We start from the raw sequence: 16,594 nt of genomic DNA on the forward strand, positions 1-16,594 counted from the left end.
TACATGAAAAAAATACCCCTGATTAAATTAATGCTGGTGAGTAGCTTGCCGGCGCTTTGTCTGTCATCTTGTATGTCGGTAAAGGCTTATCAGAAAAATCGCCTTAATGATGCGGAGATGGAACTGTCAGCCCGTAAATCTCAGAAGTTTGAGCAAAGTTTTCAATTATACCGTGAAGGCGGCTCAGGAGCAAATGGCGGTAAAAGCGGCGGTGGCTGCGGATGTAATTAAAACGGCGGCCGGAAATGAGAAAAATATATTTATGCGTTGCCGCTTTGTATTTAGGAATAGTTGCCGCGCATGCGCAAACTAAAACCTTACCCGTTAAAGATAGTAGCAATTACCAGCCACGTAAACTTAAAATTGATGAAATTAACATCGTATCTGCTTATTACCATCAGGATGGTAACAACTCTGCTGTTACAGGCGGTATTGGTACCGAAAAGCTGACTGATTTTGCTAATACCTTTGATCTGCAATTATCAAAATATGGTGTAGGAGGAAGTAAGCACACTTTTACTTTTGAACTGGGTGTTGACCATTATACGTCGGCCTCTTCAGATAAGATCGATCCTTATAGCGTTTCTTCGGCGTCCAGGCAGGACACCCGTGTTTATCCCTCACTAAATTGGACGGTATCCAACGATAAAACGGGAAACGCATTTGGCTTAACCGGATCTTATTCACATGAGTTTGATTACCAGTCTTTCGGCGGAGGGATTAACCTAACCCGAGTATCAAAAGATAAAAACACGCAGTTTGATTTTAAGGGACAGGTGTTCCTTGATACCTGGAAAGTTATATTGCCGGTTGAGTTACGACCGCCGGGATATGGGTCAGGGTCAGATAGGGATGGACGGGGTAACGTGGACCATAGTCCCCGCAATTCATTTAGTACATCATTTTCAATTTCGCAGGTGCTGAGCACGCGTTTACAGGCTTTGTTTATTATCGAGCCGTCCTACCAGCATGGTTTATTGGCAACAAAATATCAACGTGATTATTTTACCGATGGATCTGAAAGGGTTGAAAACCTGCCGGGCAGCCGTTATAAACTTCCCATTGCGGTAAGGTTCAATTATTTCCTGGACGACCATTTTGTGATCAGAACGTTTTACAGATATTACATGGACAATTGGGGGATCCAGGCGCACACAGCCGAATTGGAGATACCCATAAAGCTAACCTCTTTTGTGTCGGTAAGTCCCTATTACCGGTATAATAATCAGCAGGGTACACGCTATTTTGCACCTTATGGGCAACATGATCCAACTGCTGTATATTATACCAGCGATTACGACCTGTCAACACTCCATAGTAATTTTGTTGGCGCCAATATCAGGTTATCACCGCCAACTGGTGTATTTGGATGGCAGCATTTCAATTCGCTGGAGATCAGGGCAGGGCATTATATGCGCTCAACGGGCTTAAACTCAAATATTGTAACTTTAGCAATGAAGTTTAAATAAATTATTATGCATCGCGAACATCATGTAACAAGTTCAGAAACCATCAGGGATATCGTTATCGGTATGTCTGATGGTTTAACCGTACCTTTTGCACTGGCGGCAGGGCTAAGTGGGGCGGTAAGTTCGTCAGCCCTGGTGGTTACGGCGGGTATTGCCGAAATAGTGGCCGGATCTATTGCCATGGGTTTGGGCGGATATCTTGCCGGACGAACAGAAGTTGACCACTATCAATCTGAGTTGAAGCGTGAATACGATGAAGTTGAGAACGTGCCTGATCAGGAAAAGGCAGAAGTAAAGAAAGTATTTGCAAGCTTCGGTCTTTCAAAGCATCTTCAGGATGAGATTGCAGATGAACTGGCGAAAGATAAGACCCAATGGGTTGAATTTATGATGCGTTATGAACTGGGCCTGGAAGAACCTGATGCAAACCGCGCTACCCAAAGCGCCATCACTATAGGCATTTCCTATATCGTAGGTGGCATCATCCCGCTTTCACCCTATTTTATTATTCATGAAGCACAAGAGGCACTTTATTACTCATGTGGGGTAACGATAATTTGCTTATTTATTTTTGGCTATTTTAAAAGTAAAATGACCGGCCAGCCTGCGTTAAACGGCGCATTAAAAGTAGTAATTATTGGGGCTCTTGCCGCGGGGGCCGCATTTATTATGGCAAAGCTGATCACCGGAAAATAATGTTTATTTATTATTACCGCCATTTATCATGTCTGAAACAATGCCCTTGTCATCTTTCCTTTCAGCTAAAAATACGCCAGCCAAATGCACAAGTATAAATGCGATAATCAGGTACATGCAAAATCCGTGAACTTCTTTAACACTATGCCTGATAGATTTAAATGGTGCTAAAAGGTCTTCAAATGCCAGGAATAAACCCGTTAGGGCCATTATAATAAGTAAGATATAGAATAACGCATAAATGGCTTTCACTGTAAGCTCATGTTTGGCAAGTTCACGCTCTTTTTTGGTGGAATGAAACTGACGGTAAAGTTCTTTTATCCGGCGGATGAATTTTTGATCAGCTAGTTGAAAAAACTCCAGAATAAGCCTGAACAGCAATAGGCTGACTAATACATAACCAAACCAGGTATGTATGCTCCAAACGCTATCTCCGAGAGCGTGCGCAACTGAGCCCGACTGCTCGTCGGTTATGGTAGCTCCACCGGCCTTAAGCTGTGTTTTAATTATGTTTGATACAGTCCTTCTATCGGTAATAGTGGAATTGATCAAAACAGTAATTAATGAACCGCTGATAACGATTGTGTTTGCCCAATGCCAAAAGCGCAAAGGGGCCGAGTATACCCGATGGATAAGGCTCTCATGATTAGGTTGGATTATTGCCATAGTTTTTTGACTGAAACAGGATTTGTTATATCCTCACTTAAAATGTTTGTAAATTAACTGATGATTTTGAAGCAAGTCTGTAGTTTGTGACACTTCAGCTTCTCTTCAGTTTCCATATTTAAATTTGATCAAAAAGCTTTGAAAATCCTGGTAATAGAAGACGAGCAAGGTTTACGCGAAAACATCACAAGTTATTTGAATGTAGATGGCAATATCTGTGAAAGCTGTAGCACATTAACTACGTCACTGCAAAAACTTTCTGACTATGACTATGACTGTGTTTTGCTCGATATTGGCTTGCCCGATGGAGAAGGGTTTGGCGTGCTTGAATACCTGAGCATCAAACAAAAAACCGAAGCTGTTTTGATCATCTCGGCCCGAAACTCGCTCGATGATAAATTAAAAGGGCTTAATATAGGCGCCGACGACTATCTTACAAAACCCTTTCATTTGGCGGAGTTAAAAGCCCGGTTGATGGCTGTGTACCGCCGAAAAGCTTTCAATACAAGTAATAAATTGGTTTTCAATGAAATTTCTGTTGATATGCAGGGACGCACAGTTGAAATTAATCAAACTCCAATTGTCCTGACCAGGAAAGAGTATGATATGTTACTTTATTTTATGGCCAATAAAGGAAAAGTTATCTCCAAAAATGCCATTGCCGAACACCTTTGGGGAGATGAAATGGATATGTACGATAGTTTTGATTTTATATACACGCATATAAAAAATCTCAGACGGAAAATTCTGGAGGCTGGCGGGAAGGATTATTTGACATCTATATACGGTATGGGTTATAAATTTACTGATTGATGAAGCTGGCGCAGCATTATACCAGGACGAGCGTTTACGTCACCCTGACTGTTTTAGTGATAGGAGCAGTTATTTACTACTTTGCCATAAATTACATTGGCACACAGCAACTTGACCGGGCGCTTCAGCAACAGCTAACTGAGGCAGAAGAGTATATCAGGAGTAATAATGGTAACCCACAGCAATATGACGTTGACCGTGATCATGCTGTGTTTGTTAAAACTAATAGACAACTGTTACTAAAGCGCTTTTTTGATACAACGTATTTTAATCCAAAAGAACAACGAAGCGAAGCAGGCAGGGCGGTAGAAGACCTGGTAAAACAAAAAGACAGTAACTACAAGGTTGTGATCACTGTTTCGCGGGCAGGGCAAAAAAATCTTATCGAGCTTATTTCTATCATTACGCTTGTATTGCTGGCTGGTTTACTTGCAGTACTTTTTGTCATCAATAAATACATGTTAAATGGTCTTTGGAAACCCTTTCAACTCACCCTAAATGAAATCAAACAGTTTAATATCGCCGACGTTGACCAATTTAAAGGCAAACCAAGTAAAGTTGACGAGTTTACAGAGCTTAATGAAGCTATAAGGGAGATGTCTCTAAGGGTAACCCACGATTATCTTAATCTGAAACAATTCACCGAAAACGCATCACATGAAATGATGACCCCGCTGGCTGTTGTTACTACTAAACTGGATACCCTCATACAGGATGAAACATTAAGTGCAGATCAGTTGGGACAAATAGCAGACATTTACAGTTCGATAAATAAGTCCAGTCGGCTTAATCAGTCGTTATTGCTATTGGCCAAATTGGAAAATAAACTGGTTACTGAAGAGGAACCAATTAAACTTGAAATGATAATTGAAACTAAAATACTCCAGTTTCAGGAGCTTATTGAAAAAAAAGAACTTACCATCCGGTATACCCTGCACCACAAGCAGATAGTAGCCAGTAAATACCTGGTTGATATTTTGTTGAATAACCTTTTAAGCAATGCCATCCGGCACAACGTGCCGGGTGGATCTATAATAATTGATCTTAATTCCGATCAGCTATCTATAAGAAATACCGGGACAGCAAATACATTAAGCGGGCTGCAAATTTTTGAACGTTTTCAAAAAGGGAAGGACTCACAGGGTACCGGATTAGGCTTAACATTGGTTAAAAATATCTGCCAGTTATATGGCTATACTATTCAGTATGAGTACGAGCCCGGCTGGCATAAATTTGCCGTTTCTTTTTAAGCCTGTCGCTGTTTTGTCACGTTTTTTATACACAGGGATCAACTACAATTTTGCTTCAGGTTATCGTAATAGCTTAGCACGAATACAATTTGTATACGAGTTGATCAAATAATGACGCAGATCATTTGTTGTGTTGATGCGGGTCAACATAATATCCGGCGATATGGGCTTAATTTGACAGGTATTTCCAAAATCTCTTCGGCCAAAACCAATGGAACATAAAAACAATCAATTAAATACCTTCTGGCAGCTTACGCAAGATGACGCATTGCACTTGCTTGACACTACAGTTACAGGGCTTAGTTCATCGCAAGCTATTGAAAGGCTTAAACAACACGGTGCCAATACATTAAAAAAAGCAAGCAAATTCAACAATCTGGTATTGTTACTCTCTCAATTTAAAAGCCCTGTAACATTATTACTTATAGCCGCAGCATTACTGTCTGCCGGTTTAGGTGACATGGCCGATACTTTAATTATCATGGGTATAGTGCTTGTTAGCAGTATTTTGGGGTTTTGGCAGGAGAGGGGGGCTGCCGGCGCAGTTAATGAATTGTTGAAAATGGTTCAATTACATTGCACCGTACTGCGTGATGGCAAAAAAACAGAGCTTGAAGTAACTGGTGTAGTTCCGGGGGATGTTATCTGTCTGTCGGCCGGGGATATTGTGCCTGCCGATTGCCTGATCATTGAATCAGATGCCCTGTTTGTTGATGAAGCAGCATTTACCGGCGAAACCTATCCGGTTGAAAAAAATCCTGGTATTGAACGCGCTAACACACCTTTAGCCAGGCGCAACAATTGTCTTTTCATGGGCTCGAGTGTAGTGAGCGGCATCGGAAAAGCGCTAATAGTACAAACAGGGCGAAATACAGAATTTGGGAAAATATCAAATGATTTGTTATTGAAAGCGCCAGAAACCGATTTTGAAAGAGGGATAAGAAAATTTGGTTATATGCTAATGGAAATCACCCTTTTATTGGTATTGGTGATTTTTGCGATAAACGTATTGCTACATAAACCGGTGCTTGATTCCTTTTTATTTTCACTTGCTTTGGCCGTTGGCCTTACCCCGCAGCTTTTACCTGCAATTATTACCGTTAATCTTTCATCAGGCGCCCGAAGGATGGCCAAACAAGAGGTAATCGTAAAGCGCCTTAGCGCTATAGAAAATTTTGGCAGCATGAATATATTATGCTCTGATAAAACCGGCACTATTACCGGGGGAAAAGTTAATTTAAAAGATACACTTGATTTTAAGGGCGATCATAACGATAAAGTGTTTACCTATGCCTGGCTTAATGCCAGATCCCAGCAGGGTTTTGTAAACCCCATAGATGTTGCTATTTGCTCAGCCGGTACCGGACAAAAAGACTTAGAACCCTTTTCTGTAATTACTGAAATTCCATATGATTTTATCCGTAAGCGGCTCACCGTACAATTGAAAAGCCAGGCTGCTAACCTGGCTATCACCAAGGGTGCGTTAAGTGTAATTCTTGATATCTGTAACCGGGTTGAAGTGTCCGAAGGTGTTATTGAAGATATAGGAGATCGTAAACAGGCGATGTTAGATCTTTATCACAAATTAAGCGATTTGGGGCTTCGAACGCTGGGGGTTGCCTATAAAGAAGTGGCCGATGACCAGGTTTTTACGAGGGATAATGAAAATAATATGGTATTCCTTGGATTTGTAACGCTGTTTGACCCACCCCGGGTGGGCATGCTTCAAACAATTGAAAAGTTGCAAAACCTTGGTATAAAGCTAAAAATAATTACGGGTGATAATGCGCCGGTGGCCCTTAATCTCGCGCGGCAAATCGGCTTTCAATCAGTTCGGATACTTACAGGTCAGCAAATGCGCAATATGAGTAATTCCGCACTCCGGCATAGCGCACCACTTACCGATATTTTTGCGGAGGTTGAACCAAGCCAAAAAGAGCGGATTATAAGCATACTAAAAAAAGCAGGGAATGTTGTTGGTTTTATGGGCGACGGAATAAATGACGCCCCCGCGCTGCATACTGCTGACGTAGGTATTTCTGTAAATTCTGCTGTTGACGTAGCTAAGGAGGCGGCCGACATAGTACTGTTGAACCAGGGCCTCAATGTATTAATCAATGGTGTTACGGAAGGCCGTAAAACTTTCACCAATACCATGAAGTATATTTTTATGGCTACCAGTGCCAATTTTGGCAATATGTTCAGTATGGCCGGTGCATCGTTGTTTTTACCATTTTTGCCATTGTTGCCAAAACAAATATTGCTCACTAATCTGTTAACCGATTTTCCTGAAATGACTATTTCTTCGGACAAGGTGGACGATATTAATGTTAAAACACCTCAACGCTGGGACCTACGCTTTATTCAGCGTTTCATGATTGTTTTTGGTTTACTGAGTTCGGTTTTTGATTACCTCACTTTTGCGGTGCTCATTTTTGTGCTGCACCCCAATGAAAAGGTTTTTCAAACCGGTTGGTTCACCGAATCCGTGATTTCAGCTATTTTGATTGTATTGGTAGTGCGTACACGTTTGTCATTTATGAAAAGCCTGCCGGGTAAATATTTATCATTGGTAACTACCGGCATAATGTTCCTGGTATTGGCTATTCCATTTTCACCCTTTGCAGCAATGTTTGGTTTTATAACACTATCATGGAAGTATTATGTGTTGATGATGGGCACAGTAATAGCGTACATCTTATCAGCGGAACTTGCGAAGCAATGGTTTTATAAACGAATTGCTAAGTAACTATTTATTTGCATGCCCCGTAGTTTTAAGCAGGAACAACTAAATTATTTCGCGGGTAGGATTTGAAAGTATGCTGCCAGTTTACCTGATGATATAGTTAATTTACCCGGGCATTGAATATTAATATGGGCACATTTACATTTTTAGTCATTTCAAGCGTGTGGCTGCCCTTAAATAAACGTTTTATAAAACCCAAATGATGATGCACCATCGCCAGCATATCCACATGCTCTTCTACGCAAAGTGTTGCAAGCTCATTTTCAATTTCTTTAGATCTCAGAATTTTGGTGCTCAATAAATCGTTTTTGTTTTTTAATGCCATGGCGTTCAATATTTCCTGCATAAATCGTTCATTGAGAGCGAAGTAATTATCGTGCTCGTCAACTGTTGTTAATAGTATTTCTGCATTAAGCGGTTCTATAAGTTTGGTTAATGATTCAATAGCCTCAATATCGTCTTTTGTTGATGTCAGATCGGTCGCGAACGCTATACGCCTGATATCGTCAAACCCGGCGGCGGGAGGAACAAGCAACAGGGGAAGGTCTAAATTATTCACCATGCTTTTCATGTTGTTGCCTTGCAAAAAGGTATTTAATCGGTCTTTATCATGCGTGCCGGCCACAATCATAGCAACGTTATTGGTGGATGAAAGGAATTTTATTACGCTGCACAAATTGCCAAAAGAACTATTAACAGATATTTGAGGGCTAAACCCATTTTCTTCACGAAGAGTACCCCGCCAGGTTTCCAATTGGCTCTTCAAAAGGTTTAGCATGTTGGTGCTTTCTTCGCTCAGCATATCATATTCTTCAACCGGCCAGCCAACAGTGTAAGGACTTGGAATTTCTGAAGGCAACAGATAAGCATTGCACAATAGTAAATTGGCTTTTAGGCTCATTGCAAGTTTTAATGCAAAATGTGCGGCGTGTGTCGCATTAGGGGAGAAATCGGTGAGTGCAATAACGGTTTTCATGATCCGGTAATTTTTAAGGTAAAAATGCGATACCCGCGGCAGGAAAAGCATGATGAAAATCATATAAATGATTGATAGTCATCAGTGAATGAGGTTTTACAGATAGCTTATTTTGCAGATGTTACCCGGTTATTCACCTAAAAAGCATTATTATGAAAACGATCCTTGTAATTGACGATGGTTCCGCATCAGCAAAACATGCGGCACATTTTGCCCTTAGCATGGCTCAGCAGGCAGAAGCAAGTTTGGTGTTGGCACATGTTTATCCATTAAAACGGCCTGCGGCATCCAGAAAACTCCAGTTGGCCGGCCAAAATATACCCGAATATGATATTACTGAACCAACGCAAGATCTTTCGGCTCAACTCAAATTGGTAGCAACAGGTGCTTTTGTGCCCCCAATTGATGAATTTGACGCATTGCTTGATACTGAAGCTCAATTAATCTCTTACATCAATAAAAATAATATCTGGCTGGTAATAAAAGGGGGGACGAAACCTGAACCTTTTGACACGGAAATAAAAATTCAGTCGGTTTTAAACAGGATCACATGTCCGTTGATGCTAATTCCTGAAAAATATGACAGGCAGGGTTTTAAACAAGTTATTTATATCGCTGACTTAAGGTATTGCCGGTTAAGTGTGCTGCATTACCTTGCCGCGCTGGCCCGGCCATATAAAGCCAATTTGTTGCTCACACACCTGTCGGCAAAAGGATTGCCCCATATTGAACAAAACTATGCGCTCAGCCTATTCAATGATGAAATAAGTACAAGGATTAATTACGAACAATTGCATTTTAATAATACGAAGGAACGTGATGTTACCCGGGCAGTTGATGTTATGGTACACACTATGAATGCCGATCTGCTGGCCGTTGTTCATCATCGTTTTCATTGCGAAGAATTGGCTGCAGAAAGCAAAGGTAGTTCTGTGCCTGTTCAGGTAACTATTCCGGTTATAATCTTTCCTTATTGAATTTCAGTTGGTTATGGTTTATCCGGGTGTTGAGGATCAATCAGATAAGTGACGGCTGTCACTAATTTAGCAATTGGTGCGTTGCAACTTTACATTATAAAAAAAGATGTTATGAAAACAGGTGAGATGAATAACGCGGTTATTAACAGAGTTGTAATTTTTCTTTTTATCTCATGCGTTCTTACTGCTGCCAATGTTCAGGCCAGGGGCTTAGCAATTTTAAAAACCGATACTTCGGTAAAAGCGGAGATAACCAGGCAACTGAATGACAGGGCGGTAAATAGCGTGTTATATTTCCCTTTGTCAACAAAGCGTTTTTATCTTAAGCGTAATTTTGCACCTGTTTGGACATTAGAGCAAAAAGACCAGAATAAAACCTGGGCCGCCATGCTGCTGGTTGATTGTGTATTACAGTTTGGTTTAAGGCACGAGGATTATCACCCTAAAGACCTATTGTACCCACTACTTCACAAAATACTTGAACAGCCCGAAAAAATAAGCAACAGCCAAAAAGCCAGGTTTGAAATACTGCTTACAGATGCCATGCTTACCTTCATGAATAACCTGCATTTCGGCAAGTTAAACCCATATTATTCACCTGCAAAAATTGATAGGGAAACTGTAAATGGTTTCAATGGCAGCGATATTTTAGCTAACGCGCTCAACCAACCTGCCTTTATGGACGCGATAGTAAAAGTGCAGCCAGCTAATGAAGATTATAAGATTTTTCAGCATCAGTTACACATGATAAAAGGGGTTTATGAAGGCGATTGCTATGAAACACCTGAAGCCGACGTGAGGAAAATAGCCGTCAATATGGAAAGGCTGCGATGGGCCGAGATTAATGACAGTACTTATATCCAGATCAACATTCCAACTTATTCATTAAGACTGGTACGGCCGGATACGACAATTAACTTTAGAGTTATTGTGGGAAAACGTGCGACACCAACTCCATTAATGGTTAGCATGCTTACAGATTTTGCAACTTCGGCAGGACCTCGGATTATAAAAAGCGAGAGCCGGGATAAATTTAATTCCGGAGATTTTTCATTCAAAGCCGCAGCACCTAACGAAGGAAAAGGGGCATATATATACTTTATGCCAGGCAATAAAGCAGGTATTGAACTACAGGGAGTATCAGATAAAAGTTTATTCGGCAAAGGGGGAAGGGCAGCAAGTGACGGAGGTATAAAGATTGAGCGAGGGGAGGAGCTTGCAAAGCAATTACTAATAACAGGCGGTGATAAAAATGATATAAAATCAGTTCATCGCGCTTTGATGAACCGTGAAGTTAAGGTTTTCTCATTAAAAAAGCCCATCCCAATCAGGATCACCTACATTACGGCGGCTATTGTAAACGGCCAGATTGTTAAATACAATGACGTTTACAATTTGGACAGCACGTTTGAAAACATGCTTTATGATATTAAGCCTAACAATAAAACTAAATGATCATATTATTAATAGTTGTTAAGTTATGAAAACGATCTTAGTACCAACCGATTTTTCAGCTCCTGCTCACAATGCGGCAAGCTATGCTTTAAACCTTGCAAAAAATATAAGGGCCGGGGTAACGTTGTGCCATGCTATTAAAGTGCCATCGGAAGCCCCCATGGCGGCGCAGGTTGCCTGGCCGCTGGAAGATTATGCCTCTTTGAAGGAAGATGCGGACCAGGAACTGAAGTACTTGTCGGTAACTTTACGACATGAAGTCCCTTTTGAGAAAATTGCCTCTGGTCGCGAATTTATCGGCACCCATAGCGCTACCGGTGAAGTAATGGATGTGATAAGAAACGCCGTTGAAGAACAAAAATGTGTAATGGTAGTAATGGGAATGTCGGGAGAAGGGGCTGTAAGCAGGTTTTTTTTAGGGAGTAATACCCAGGAGATCATTAATAAAGCAACATTCCCGGTACTGCTAATCCCGGCGGAGGCCCGTTTTCGTCCGATATTTAAAATAGCGTTTGCTACTGATTTGAGTAGGGGAGATATCGAACTGATTCATTCGGTAGCCAGCCTGGCTTACTATTTCAACGCCGAGTTGTTAATAGCCCATATTACCGACGACAAATTTGAAAAAGGTGATGATAAACGAAAAGTTGATGAATTTTTAAAAGAGGTTACCTGTAAAGCCAATTATCCCAAAATCTATTATAAGCACATAAAAAGTATAGATGTAATGCACGGGCTCGACTGGCTTAGCGAACACGGTGTAATTGATATGCTGGTTATGGTACACCGGAGGCTAAGCCCCCTCGGACAGCTTTTAGGTTTTAGTTACACTCAAAAGCTTTCACATCATATTGAAATACCCCTGCTAATGCTGCCTGAAGGCCTGCCTGCCGTACACTTTTAACTGAGCGAATATTTTGAAAACAATTAACAGCATGGCGGATATCCGTAATTTTTATGTCATTGGGATAAGTTACAAAAAAACAGACGCCGATAACAGGGGTAAATTTGCGATAAGCAGCGGGCAATATGAAGCTTTATTAAAAAGGGCAAATAGCTATGGTATCAATTCGGTATTTGTTCTGTCAACATGTAACCGTACCGAAATTTATGGGTTAACAGACAATGCAAACAAGCTTATTGATTTATTATGTGGTGTTGCCGTTGGCAAAAAGAATGAATTTACCGCTTATTGTTATGTGAAAGAGAACGTGAATGCAGTTAGGCATTTATTTAATGTTGCGGCAGGTTTAGACTCACAGATACTGGGTGATTATGAAATTGTAGGGCAGTTAAAACAAGCTGTTAAATTTGCCAAAGAACGTGCCTTTATCGATAGTTTTTTAGAGAAGCTTTACAACACCGCTTTGCAGGCATCGAAGCAGGTTAAAAATCAAACCGGCTTGAGTAAGGGAACTACATCCGTTTCTTTCGCAACCGCTCAACTCATAAAAAAACATAGCCTTTTTAATATTGATAGTAAAATATTGCTCGTGGGCGCCGGAAAAATGGCGCGGCTAACATGTAAGAATCTGACCGAATACCTGGGGAGGGTTAGTATTACTGTGGTTAACCGTTCTGTAGATAAGGCAAGCGAAATTGCAGGTGAAATGAATACTGATTACGCAGCCATTGACGATTTGAATAGCCTGATAAGATCTTCTGATATTATCATCGTGGCTACAGGGGCACCTTATCCCATTGTTTTAAAAGGAGACCTTGAATGCCCGGGTAAAAAACTGGTTATAGATTTGTCCATGCCCTATAATGTTGACCCGGAAGCAGCAAAATTGCCTCATATTGATTTAGTTAATATTGATGAGGTATCGCTGATTAATAGTAAAACGTTACAAAAAAGACAAGGGGACGTATGCGCCGCCCAAAAGATCAATGAATACTTTATTGACAAGTTTATGGAGTGGTGTGAAATTCGTAGAAGCCTTTTATTGGTAAATACTATTAAAGGAAAACTAACCTCCATTTGTATAAGTCAATCATTGCTTGCCCATGGTACAGGTAGCCCTATTGTTTTTGAAGAGCAACAAAGGATACAGCAAATTTTGAATGAAACAGCCACAAAAATGAAAAGCTCAAATCAAGTCGGCTGCCATTATCTTGAAGCTTTAAATGATTTTATGTCACCTCAGTTTTCGGTGCAAAAAACCGCTCTGATATGATATCTGTCAAATAAGTTATTGACTAAGATCATTTCAAAATTCTGTTTTAATCAACAGATTTGATTAAAATAACTTCTTATGGCTAACGATGTAAGCAAATCAGAGATCGCATTCCTGGAAGGTCCCCGTTCCCGGTTCAAGGAGTTGCGTTTTACTTTAGAAACCATGTGGGAATTTATAAAGGGTTTCCGTGCTTTGCATTTTATCGGCCCTTGTATTACCGTTTTCGGTTCTGCCAGGTTTAATGAAGACCACCCTTATTATGAACTTACCAGAAAAGCCGCGGCCGAATTTGCTAAACTTGGGTTTACTATAATGACCGGAGGGGGGCCGGGACTTATGGAAGCGGCCAATCGTGGCGCTAAGGATGTTGGCGGTAAATCGGTAGCTTGTAATATTCAGCTACCAGTGGAGCAGAAACCCAATCGTTACCTCGATAAGTGGGTTTATATGAAGCATTTTTTTATCAGGAAAGTATTGCTGGTCAAATATTCTTTTGCCTTTGTAGTAATGCCGGGCGGTTACGGTACCATGGACGAGTACTTTGAAGCGCTTACCCTGATTCAAACCCATAAAATAGAAAACTTTCCCGTTATTATTTTCGGCAAAGCTTATCACAGGGAGCTTGTGGAACATATCAACCTGATGAAGGCGAATGGAACCATTGGGCCCAACGACACGAAATTATACCTGATTACCGATGATATACAAGAAGCAGTTAGCCTGATAGCAGAGAAGAGCATCAAAGCTTTCGGTTTAAAACCCGCTAACCCCATAAAGCCAATGAAATGGCTGCTCGAGCACATTTAAATTATCTGCTGATATTTAACGGGATCAACAGGGACGATTTACCGGCTTGAACCACAATATTGTTAAGCATTATCTCGAATTAGTACAGAATACTATCAATATTGAAAGCCAAATTGAGCCTGGTGCCGTTTTTTTAATCAACTCTCTCGCCACACAGTCAGTTGCCCATTGCCGAAAATTGTTTTTTCTGATATCTGCTTGTAATAAAGGCTTACAGCATTGGAAAGCCAGTTAAGTGTTCTAATGTTATAAGCCCTTATTAGTAAATAACAGATCATTAATAATGCCGGTACGCGTTATACAGTTGCAGGAAAAATGAATAATGGTAGTTTTAAATCTTCAAGAGCATCTTTAGTTGTGCTGTGCTCAAAATAGCGTCTGAAGAACGAATGCTGATGATGAACTACAGCAAGAATATCCGGTTTTACCTCAGCACAATGACGGTGCAGCCTGTCTGCAACATCATGACCTCCAAGGTTTCTGAACGAGATTTTATCATACCCAAATCTGGCTATGTGCTTTTGGAATGCCGCTTCCTTTTCAATCTGTTGCTGCTTGTCCTTAACCGGTTGATTTACGTGTACCACTTCGATGCTAAAATGAAAGGTTTTGCCAAGGTTTATTAAATAGTGCAGGGCCTGGATGTCGGGTTCATCAAAAGTTGTGGCGAATACTACATTTTTAATATCTGCTAAAGCACCATTGGCAGGTATAACAAGTACGGGTTTTTGAGCATGCCTTATTATTTTATTCGTTTCACTGCCAAAAAACAAATGGTCGATTGATGTACCTGATGGTGCGCCCATAGTTATAAATTCGATTTGGTTTTCATCAATTACCTGTTTGAGGTTGTCTTCCAGGTTTCCGTCACCACTCAAACCTTTGAGTGTTGGTTTACGATAGCTTTTATCAATGTCATCGGCAATGTATTGAAGGGTGTTTAGCTGGTGGTCAAGCTTTTTCTTTGTTTCAGTGGTAGCTAAAAAAAACTCTTCATCTACGTAAGGGCCGCCTGAGAAAGTAGAAGCTACAGCTATCGTTTCATAATTATGATACAACAGCATGTTGGCATGTAATTTACCCGCAAGCAACACAGCTGAGTTAGCCGCGTTTACTGAATTATCAGAAAAATCGGTAAGTGCAAGGATAGTTTTCATGATGACAAATTGGTTTAATGTTATTGAAATTGTTTATACAAATTTTTGCATAATAAGCCCCGCTGCAAATGATCGTGATCATCAGGAATACTGATATCGGACATCGATTATTCAGCCACTGCAACACTTTGATGTTGAATGTCATACCTTATTGTGACGGCCGTCATGTTACGTTAAATGGTTTGTTCCCAATTTTGGACTATAAACTTAATACATACCGCTATGTCAACATTAGTAAAATCAAACAACGCGCCTTCATTACGTTCAATGATGGAAGATTTTTGGAACAACGACAGTTTTTTCACGTTCCCTTTATTTAATCAGGAATTATTGCCCGCGGTAAACATTCGTGATACTAAGGATAATTATGAGCTTGAAGTTGCCGCTCCGGGTTTTAAAAAAGATGATTTTAATATCAGTACCGAAAATGGCTTGTTAAATATAAGTGCGGAAACCAGCGAGGAGCATAACGAAGAAAAGAAAAATTATACCCGTAAGGAGTTTTCTAATACTTCGTTTACCCGCACTTTTCGCTTGCCGGACAATGTGGACAACGAGCATATCAAAGCAAACTACAATCACGGATTACTGACTATTGATATCCGCAAAACAAAGCAGGACACAACGGAGAAAAAGAAAATCAATATTGACTGATCAAACCACGTTGCACCTGTGCCTGGTTGCACCGGTGCAACTTTTTCTTTGATCTAAAGCGAAAAAAATCAAGCGATGGAAGTAGTGGTTTATAAAAGTGCCAGAGTGCCCTCAAGATATTGGGTGTTGATGCTATTATCAGGGATATTACTTTCTATTCTCGGCGTGTGGATCATTTTATCGCCGCTGCAGTCCTACTTATCGCTCAGCCTTACGTTTGCAGCAGGCATGATCATAACAGGTTTTTTTGAAGCCATTGTATCCCTCATGAGCATCAGACATATTGAGCGCTGGGGGTGGTTATTGGCAAGCGGGCTCATTGATATTGCTATTGGAAGTTACCTCTTTAGCTATCCTTCAATAACCATGATGCTACTTCCGATTATTATTGGCTTTTGGTTGCTGGTTAGAGGGATAATGGGGATTGGAAGTGCTATCGATATGCGTGCTTATGGTATTTCAAGTTGGGGCTGGATCTTATTTAACAGCCTTGTTGTTGTTTTTTTCTCGGTAGGGATACTGGCCTATCCTGCTTTTGGAATAGCAAATCTGATCATTTGGACCGGGCTGGCTTTTTTAGGGGCCGGAATATTCAGGATCGTTATTTCAATAAAGATAAAGGAAATAAGCCGGCGTATATCCGGCCATAGGTGACATTGTCATTAGTTTTCTTTCAATAATCAGTAGCCCGGTTTCATTTAACGAATATTGGGCGTTTAGTATTTGTTACAGTATTTAAATGTCTGAA

At 40.6% G+C, this 16,594-nt stretch carries 16 protein-coding genes; 13 read left to right on the forward strand and 3 right to left on the reverse strand.

Annotation, left to right across the window (positions count from 1 at the left end):
* Positions 1 to 3 precede the first annotated feature (3 nt).
* Genes ACEN9X_RS26245 through ACEN9X_RS26255 form a run of 3 tightly spaced genes read left to right on the forward strand, consistent with a single transcriptional unit; the run spans position 4 to position 2,165 of the window.
* Positions 4 to 231 (forward strand): DUF4266 domain-containing protein, encoded by a 228-nt coding sequence (locus ACEN9X_RS26245; protein WP_413667950.1) that lies wholly within the window; start codon positions 4 to 6, stop codon positions 229 to 231.
* Between the two features lie 14 nt (positions 232 to 245).
* Complete coding sequence (locus ACEN9X_RS26250; RefSeq protein ID WP_413667951.1) at positions 246 to 1,469, forward strand: DUF3570 domain-containing protein; 1,224 nt, start codon at positions 246 to 248, stop codon at positions 1,467 to 1,469.
* Between the two features lie 6 nt (positions 1,470 to 1,475).
* Positions 1,476 to 2,165: a VIT1/CCC1 transporter family protein gene (locus ACEN9X_RS26255; RefSeq protein ID WP_413667952.1), complete on the forward strand. Its 690-nt coding sequence runs from the start codon at positions 1,476 to 1,478 to the stop codon at positions 2,163 to 2,165.
* Between the two features lie 3 nt (positions 2,166 to 2,168).
* Here the strand turns inward: ACEN9X_RS26255 and ACEN9X_RS26260 are convergent, their stop codons facing one another.
* Positions 2,169 to 2,831: a cytochrome b/b6 domain-containing protein gene (locus ACEN9X_RS26260; RefSeq protein ID WP_413667953.1), complete on the reverse strand. Its 663-nt coding sequence runs from the start codon at positions 2,829 to 2,831 to the stop codon at positions 2,169 to 2,171.
* Between the two features lie 138 nt (positions 2,832 to 2,969).
* On the opposite strand from ACEN9X_RS26260, the gene ACEN9X_RS26265 reads away from it, so the two are divergent.
* From ACEN9X_RS26265 to mgtA, 3 genes are all read left to right on the forward strand, one after another.
* The gene (locus ACEN9X_RS26265; RefSeq protein ID WP_413667954.1) at positions 2,970 to 3,644 is read left to right on the forward strand and encodes a response regulator transcription factor; all 675 of its coding nucleotides are present in this window, start codon (positions 2,970 to 2,972) and stop codon (positions 3,642 to 3,644) included.
* Complete coding sequence (locus ACEN9X_RS26270) at positions 3,644 to 4,894, forward strand: sensor histidine kinase (protein ID WP_413667955.1); 1,251 nt, start codon at positions 3,644 to 3,646, stop codon at positions 4,892 to 4,894. The genes ACEN9X_RS26265 and ACEN9X_RS26270 overlap by 1 nt, the downstream gene beginning before the upstream one ends.
* 211 nt (positions 4,895 to 5,105) lie before the next feature.
* Positions 5,106 to 7,643 carry a magnesium-translocating P-type ATPase gene (gene mgtA, locus ACEN9X_RS26275; protein WP_413667956.1) on the forward strand — a complete coding sequence of 846 codons (2,538 nt, stop codon included), beginning with the start codon at positions 5,106 to 5,108 and terminating at the stop codon, positions 7,641 to 7,643.
* A gap of 97 nt (positions 7,644 to 7,740) precedes the next feature.
* On the opposite strand, the gene ACEN9X_RS26280 is transcribed toward mgtA, so the two are convergent.
* A complete protein-coding gene (locus ACEN9X_RS26280) occupies positions 7,741 to 8,616 on the reverse strand; it encodes a universal stress protein (RefSeq protein ID WP_413667957.1) in 876 nt (291 codons plus the stop codon).
* A gap of 152 nt (positions 8,617 to 8,768) precedes the next feature.
* Between ACEN9X_RS26280 and ACEN9X_RS26285 the strand changes: the two genes are divergently transcribed.
* From ACEN9X_RS26285 to ACEN9X_RS26305, 5 genes are all read left to right on the forward strand, one after another.
* On the forward strand, positions 8,769 to 9,593 hold the full coding sequence (locus tag ACEN9X_RS26285) for a universal stress protein (protein WP_413667958.1): 825 nt from the start codon (positions 8,769 to 8,771) through the stop codon (positions 9,591 to 9,593).
* A 111-nt stretch (positions 9,594 to 9,704) separates the two neighbouring features.
* Entirely contained in the window at positions 9,705 to 11,048 is a 1,344-nt protein-coding gene (locus tag ACEN9X_RS26290) for a hypothetical protein (RefSeq protein ID WP_413667959.1), read from the forward strand.
* Positions 11,049 to 11,073: 25 nt separating this feature from the next.
* Positions 11,074 to 11,952, forward strand: coding sequence for a universal stress protein (locus ACEN9X_RS26295; RefSeq protein ID WP_413667960.1), 879 nt, complete (start codon positions 11,074 to 11,076; stop codon positions 11,950 to 11,952).
* Positions 11,953 to 11,983: 31 nt separating this feature from the next.
* Complete coding sequence (gene hemA, locus ACEN9X_RS26300) at positions 11,984 to 13,225, forward strand: glutamyl-tRNA reductase (protein WP_413671161.1); 1,242 nt, start codon at positions 11,984 to 11,986, stop codon at positions 13,223 to 13,225.
* Between the two features lie 78 nt (positions 13,226 to 13,303).
* Positions 13,304 to 14,035, forward strand: coding sequence for a TIGR00730 family Rossman fold protein (locus ACEN9X_RS26305; protein WP_413667961.1), 732 nt, complete (start codon positions 13,304 to 13,306; stop codon positions 14,033 to 14,035).
* A 296-nt stretch (positions 14,036 to 14,331) separates the two neighbouring features.
* On the opposite strand, the gene ACEN9X_RS26310 is transcribed toward ACEN9X_RS26305, so the two are convergent.
* Positions 14,332 to 15,192 carry a universal stress protein gene (locus tag ACEN9X_RS26310; RefSeq protein WP_413667962.1) on the reverse strand — a complete coding sequence of 287 codons (861 nt, stop codon included), beginning with the start codon at positions 15,190 to 15,192 and terminating at the stop codon, positions 14,332 to 14,334.
* A gap of 222 nt (positions 15,193 to 15,414) precedes the next feature.
* On the opposite strand from ACEN9X_RS26310, the gene ACEN9X_RS26315 reads away from it, so the two are divergent.
* Complete coding sequence (locus tag ACEN9X_RS26315; protein WP_413667963.1) at positions 15,415 to 15,846, forward strand: Hsp20/alpha crystallin family protein; 432 nt, start codon at positions 15,415 to 15,417, stop codon at positions 15,844 to 15,846.
* A gap of 75 nt (positions 15,847 to 15,921) precedes the next feature.
* The gene (locus tag ACEN9X_RS26320) at positions 15,922 to 16,500 is read left to right on the forward strand and encodes an HdeD family acid-resistance protein (protein WP_413667964.1); all 579 of its coding nucleotides are present in this window, start codon (positions 15,922 to 15,924) and stop codon (positions 16,498 to 16,500) included.
* Positions 16,501 to 16,594: the final 94 nt, after the last annotated feature.

This window comes from Mucilaginibacter sp. Mucisp86, from assembly GCF_047324315.1.
GTDB lineage: Bacteria > Bacteroidota > Bacteroidia > Sphingobacteriales > Sphingobacteriaceae > Mucilaginibacter.

Bases quoted from the DNA above. Each gene is read 5' to 3' on its own strand.
- ACEN9X_RS26245 (WP_413667950.1), top strand. From the start codon at position 4: ATGAAAAAAATACCCCTGATTAAATTAATGCTGGTGAGTAGCTTGCCG.
- ACEN9X_RS26250 (WP_413667951.1), top strand. From the start codon at position 246: ATGAGAAAAATATATTTATGCGTTGCCGCTTTGTATTTAGGAATAGTT.
- ACEN9X_RS26255 (WP_413667952.1), top strand. From the start codon at position 1,476: ATGCATCGCGAACATCATGTAACAAGTTCAGAAACCATCAGGGATATC.
- ACEN9X_RS26260 (WP_413667953.1), bottom strand. From the start codon at position 2,831: ATGGCAATAATCCAACCTAATCATGAGAGCCTTATCCATCGGGTATAC.
- ACEN9X_RS26270 (WP_413667955.1), top strand. From the start codon at position 3,644: ATGAAGCTGGCGCAGCATTATACCAGGACGAGCGTTTACGTCACCCTG.
- mgtA (WP_413667956.1), top strand. From the start codon at position 5,106: ATGGAACATAAAAACAATCAATTAAATACCTTCTGGCAGCTTACGCAA.
- ACEN9X_RS26280 (WP_413667957.1), bottom strand. From the start codon at position 8,616: ATGAAAACCGTTATTGCACTCACCGATTTCTCCCCTAATGCGACACAC.
- ACEN9X_RS26285 (WP_413667958.1), top strand. From the start codon at position 8,769: ATGAAAACGATCCTTGTAATTGACGATGGTTCCGCATCAGCAAAACAT.
- ACEN9X_RS26290 (WP_413667959.1), top strand. From the start codon at position 9,705: ATGAAAACAGGTGAGATGAATAACGCGGTTATTAACAGAGTTGTAATT.
- ACEN9X_RS26295 (WP_413667960.1), top strand. From the start codon at position 11,074: ATGAAAACGATCTTAGTACCAACCGATTTTTCAGCTCCTGCTCACAAT.
- hemA (WP_413671161.1), top strand. From the start codon at position 11,984: ATGGCGGATATCCGTAATTTTTATGTCATTGGGATAAGTTACAAAAAA.
- ACEN9X_RS26305 (WP_413667961.1), top strand. From the start codon at position 13,304: ATGGCTAACGATGTAAGCAAATCAGAGATCGCATTCCTGGAAGGTCCC.
- ACEN9X_RS26310 (WP_413667962.1), bottom strand. From the start codon at position 15,192: ATGAAAACTATCCTTGCACTTACCGATTTTTCTGATAATTCAGTAAAC.
- ACEN9X_RS26315 (WP_413667963.1), top strand. From the start codon at position 15,415: ATGTCAACATTAGTAAAATCAAACAACGCGCCTTCATTACGTTCAATG.
- ACEN9X_RS26320 (WP_413667964.1), top strand. From the start codon at position 15,922: ATGGAAGTAGTGGTTTATAAAAGTGCCAGAGTGCCCTCAAGATATTGG.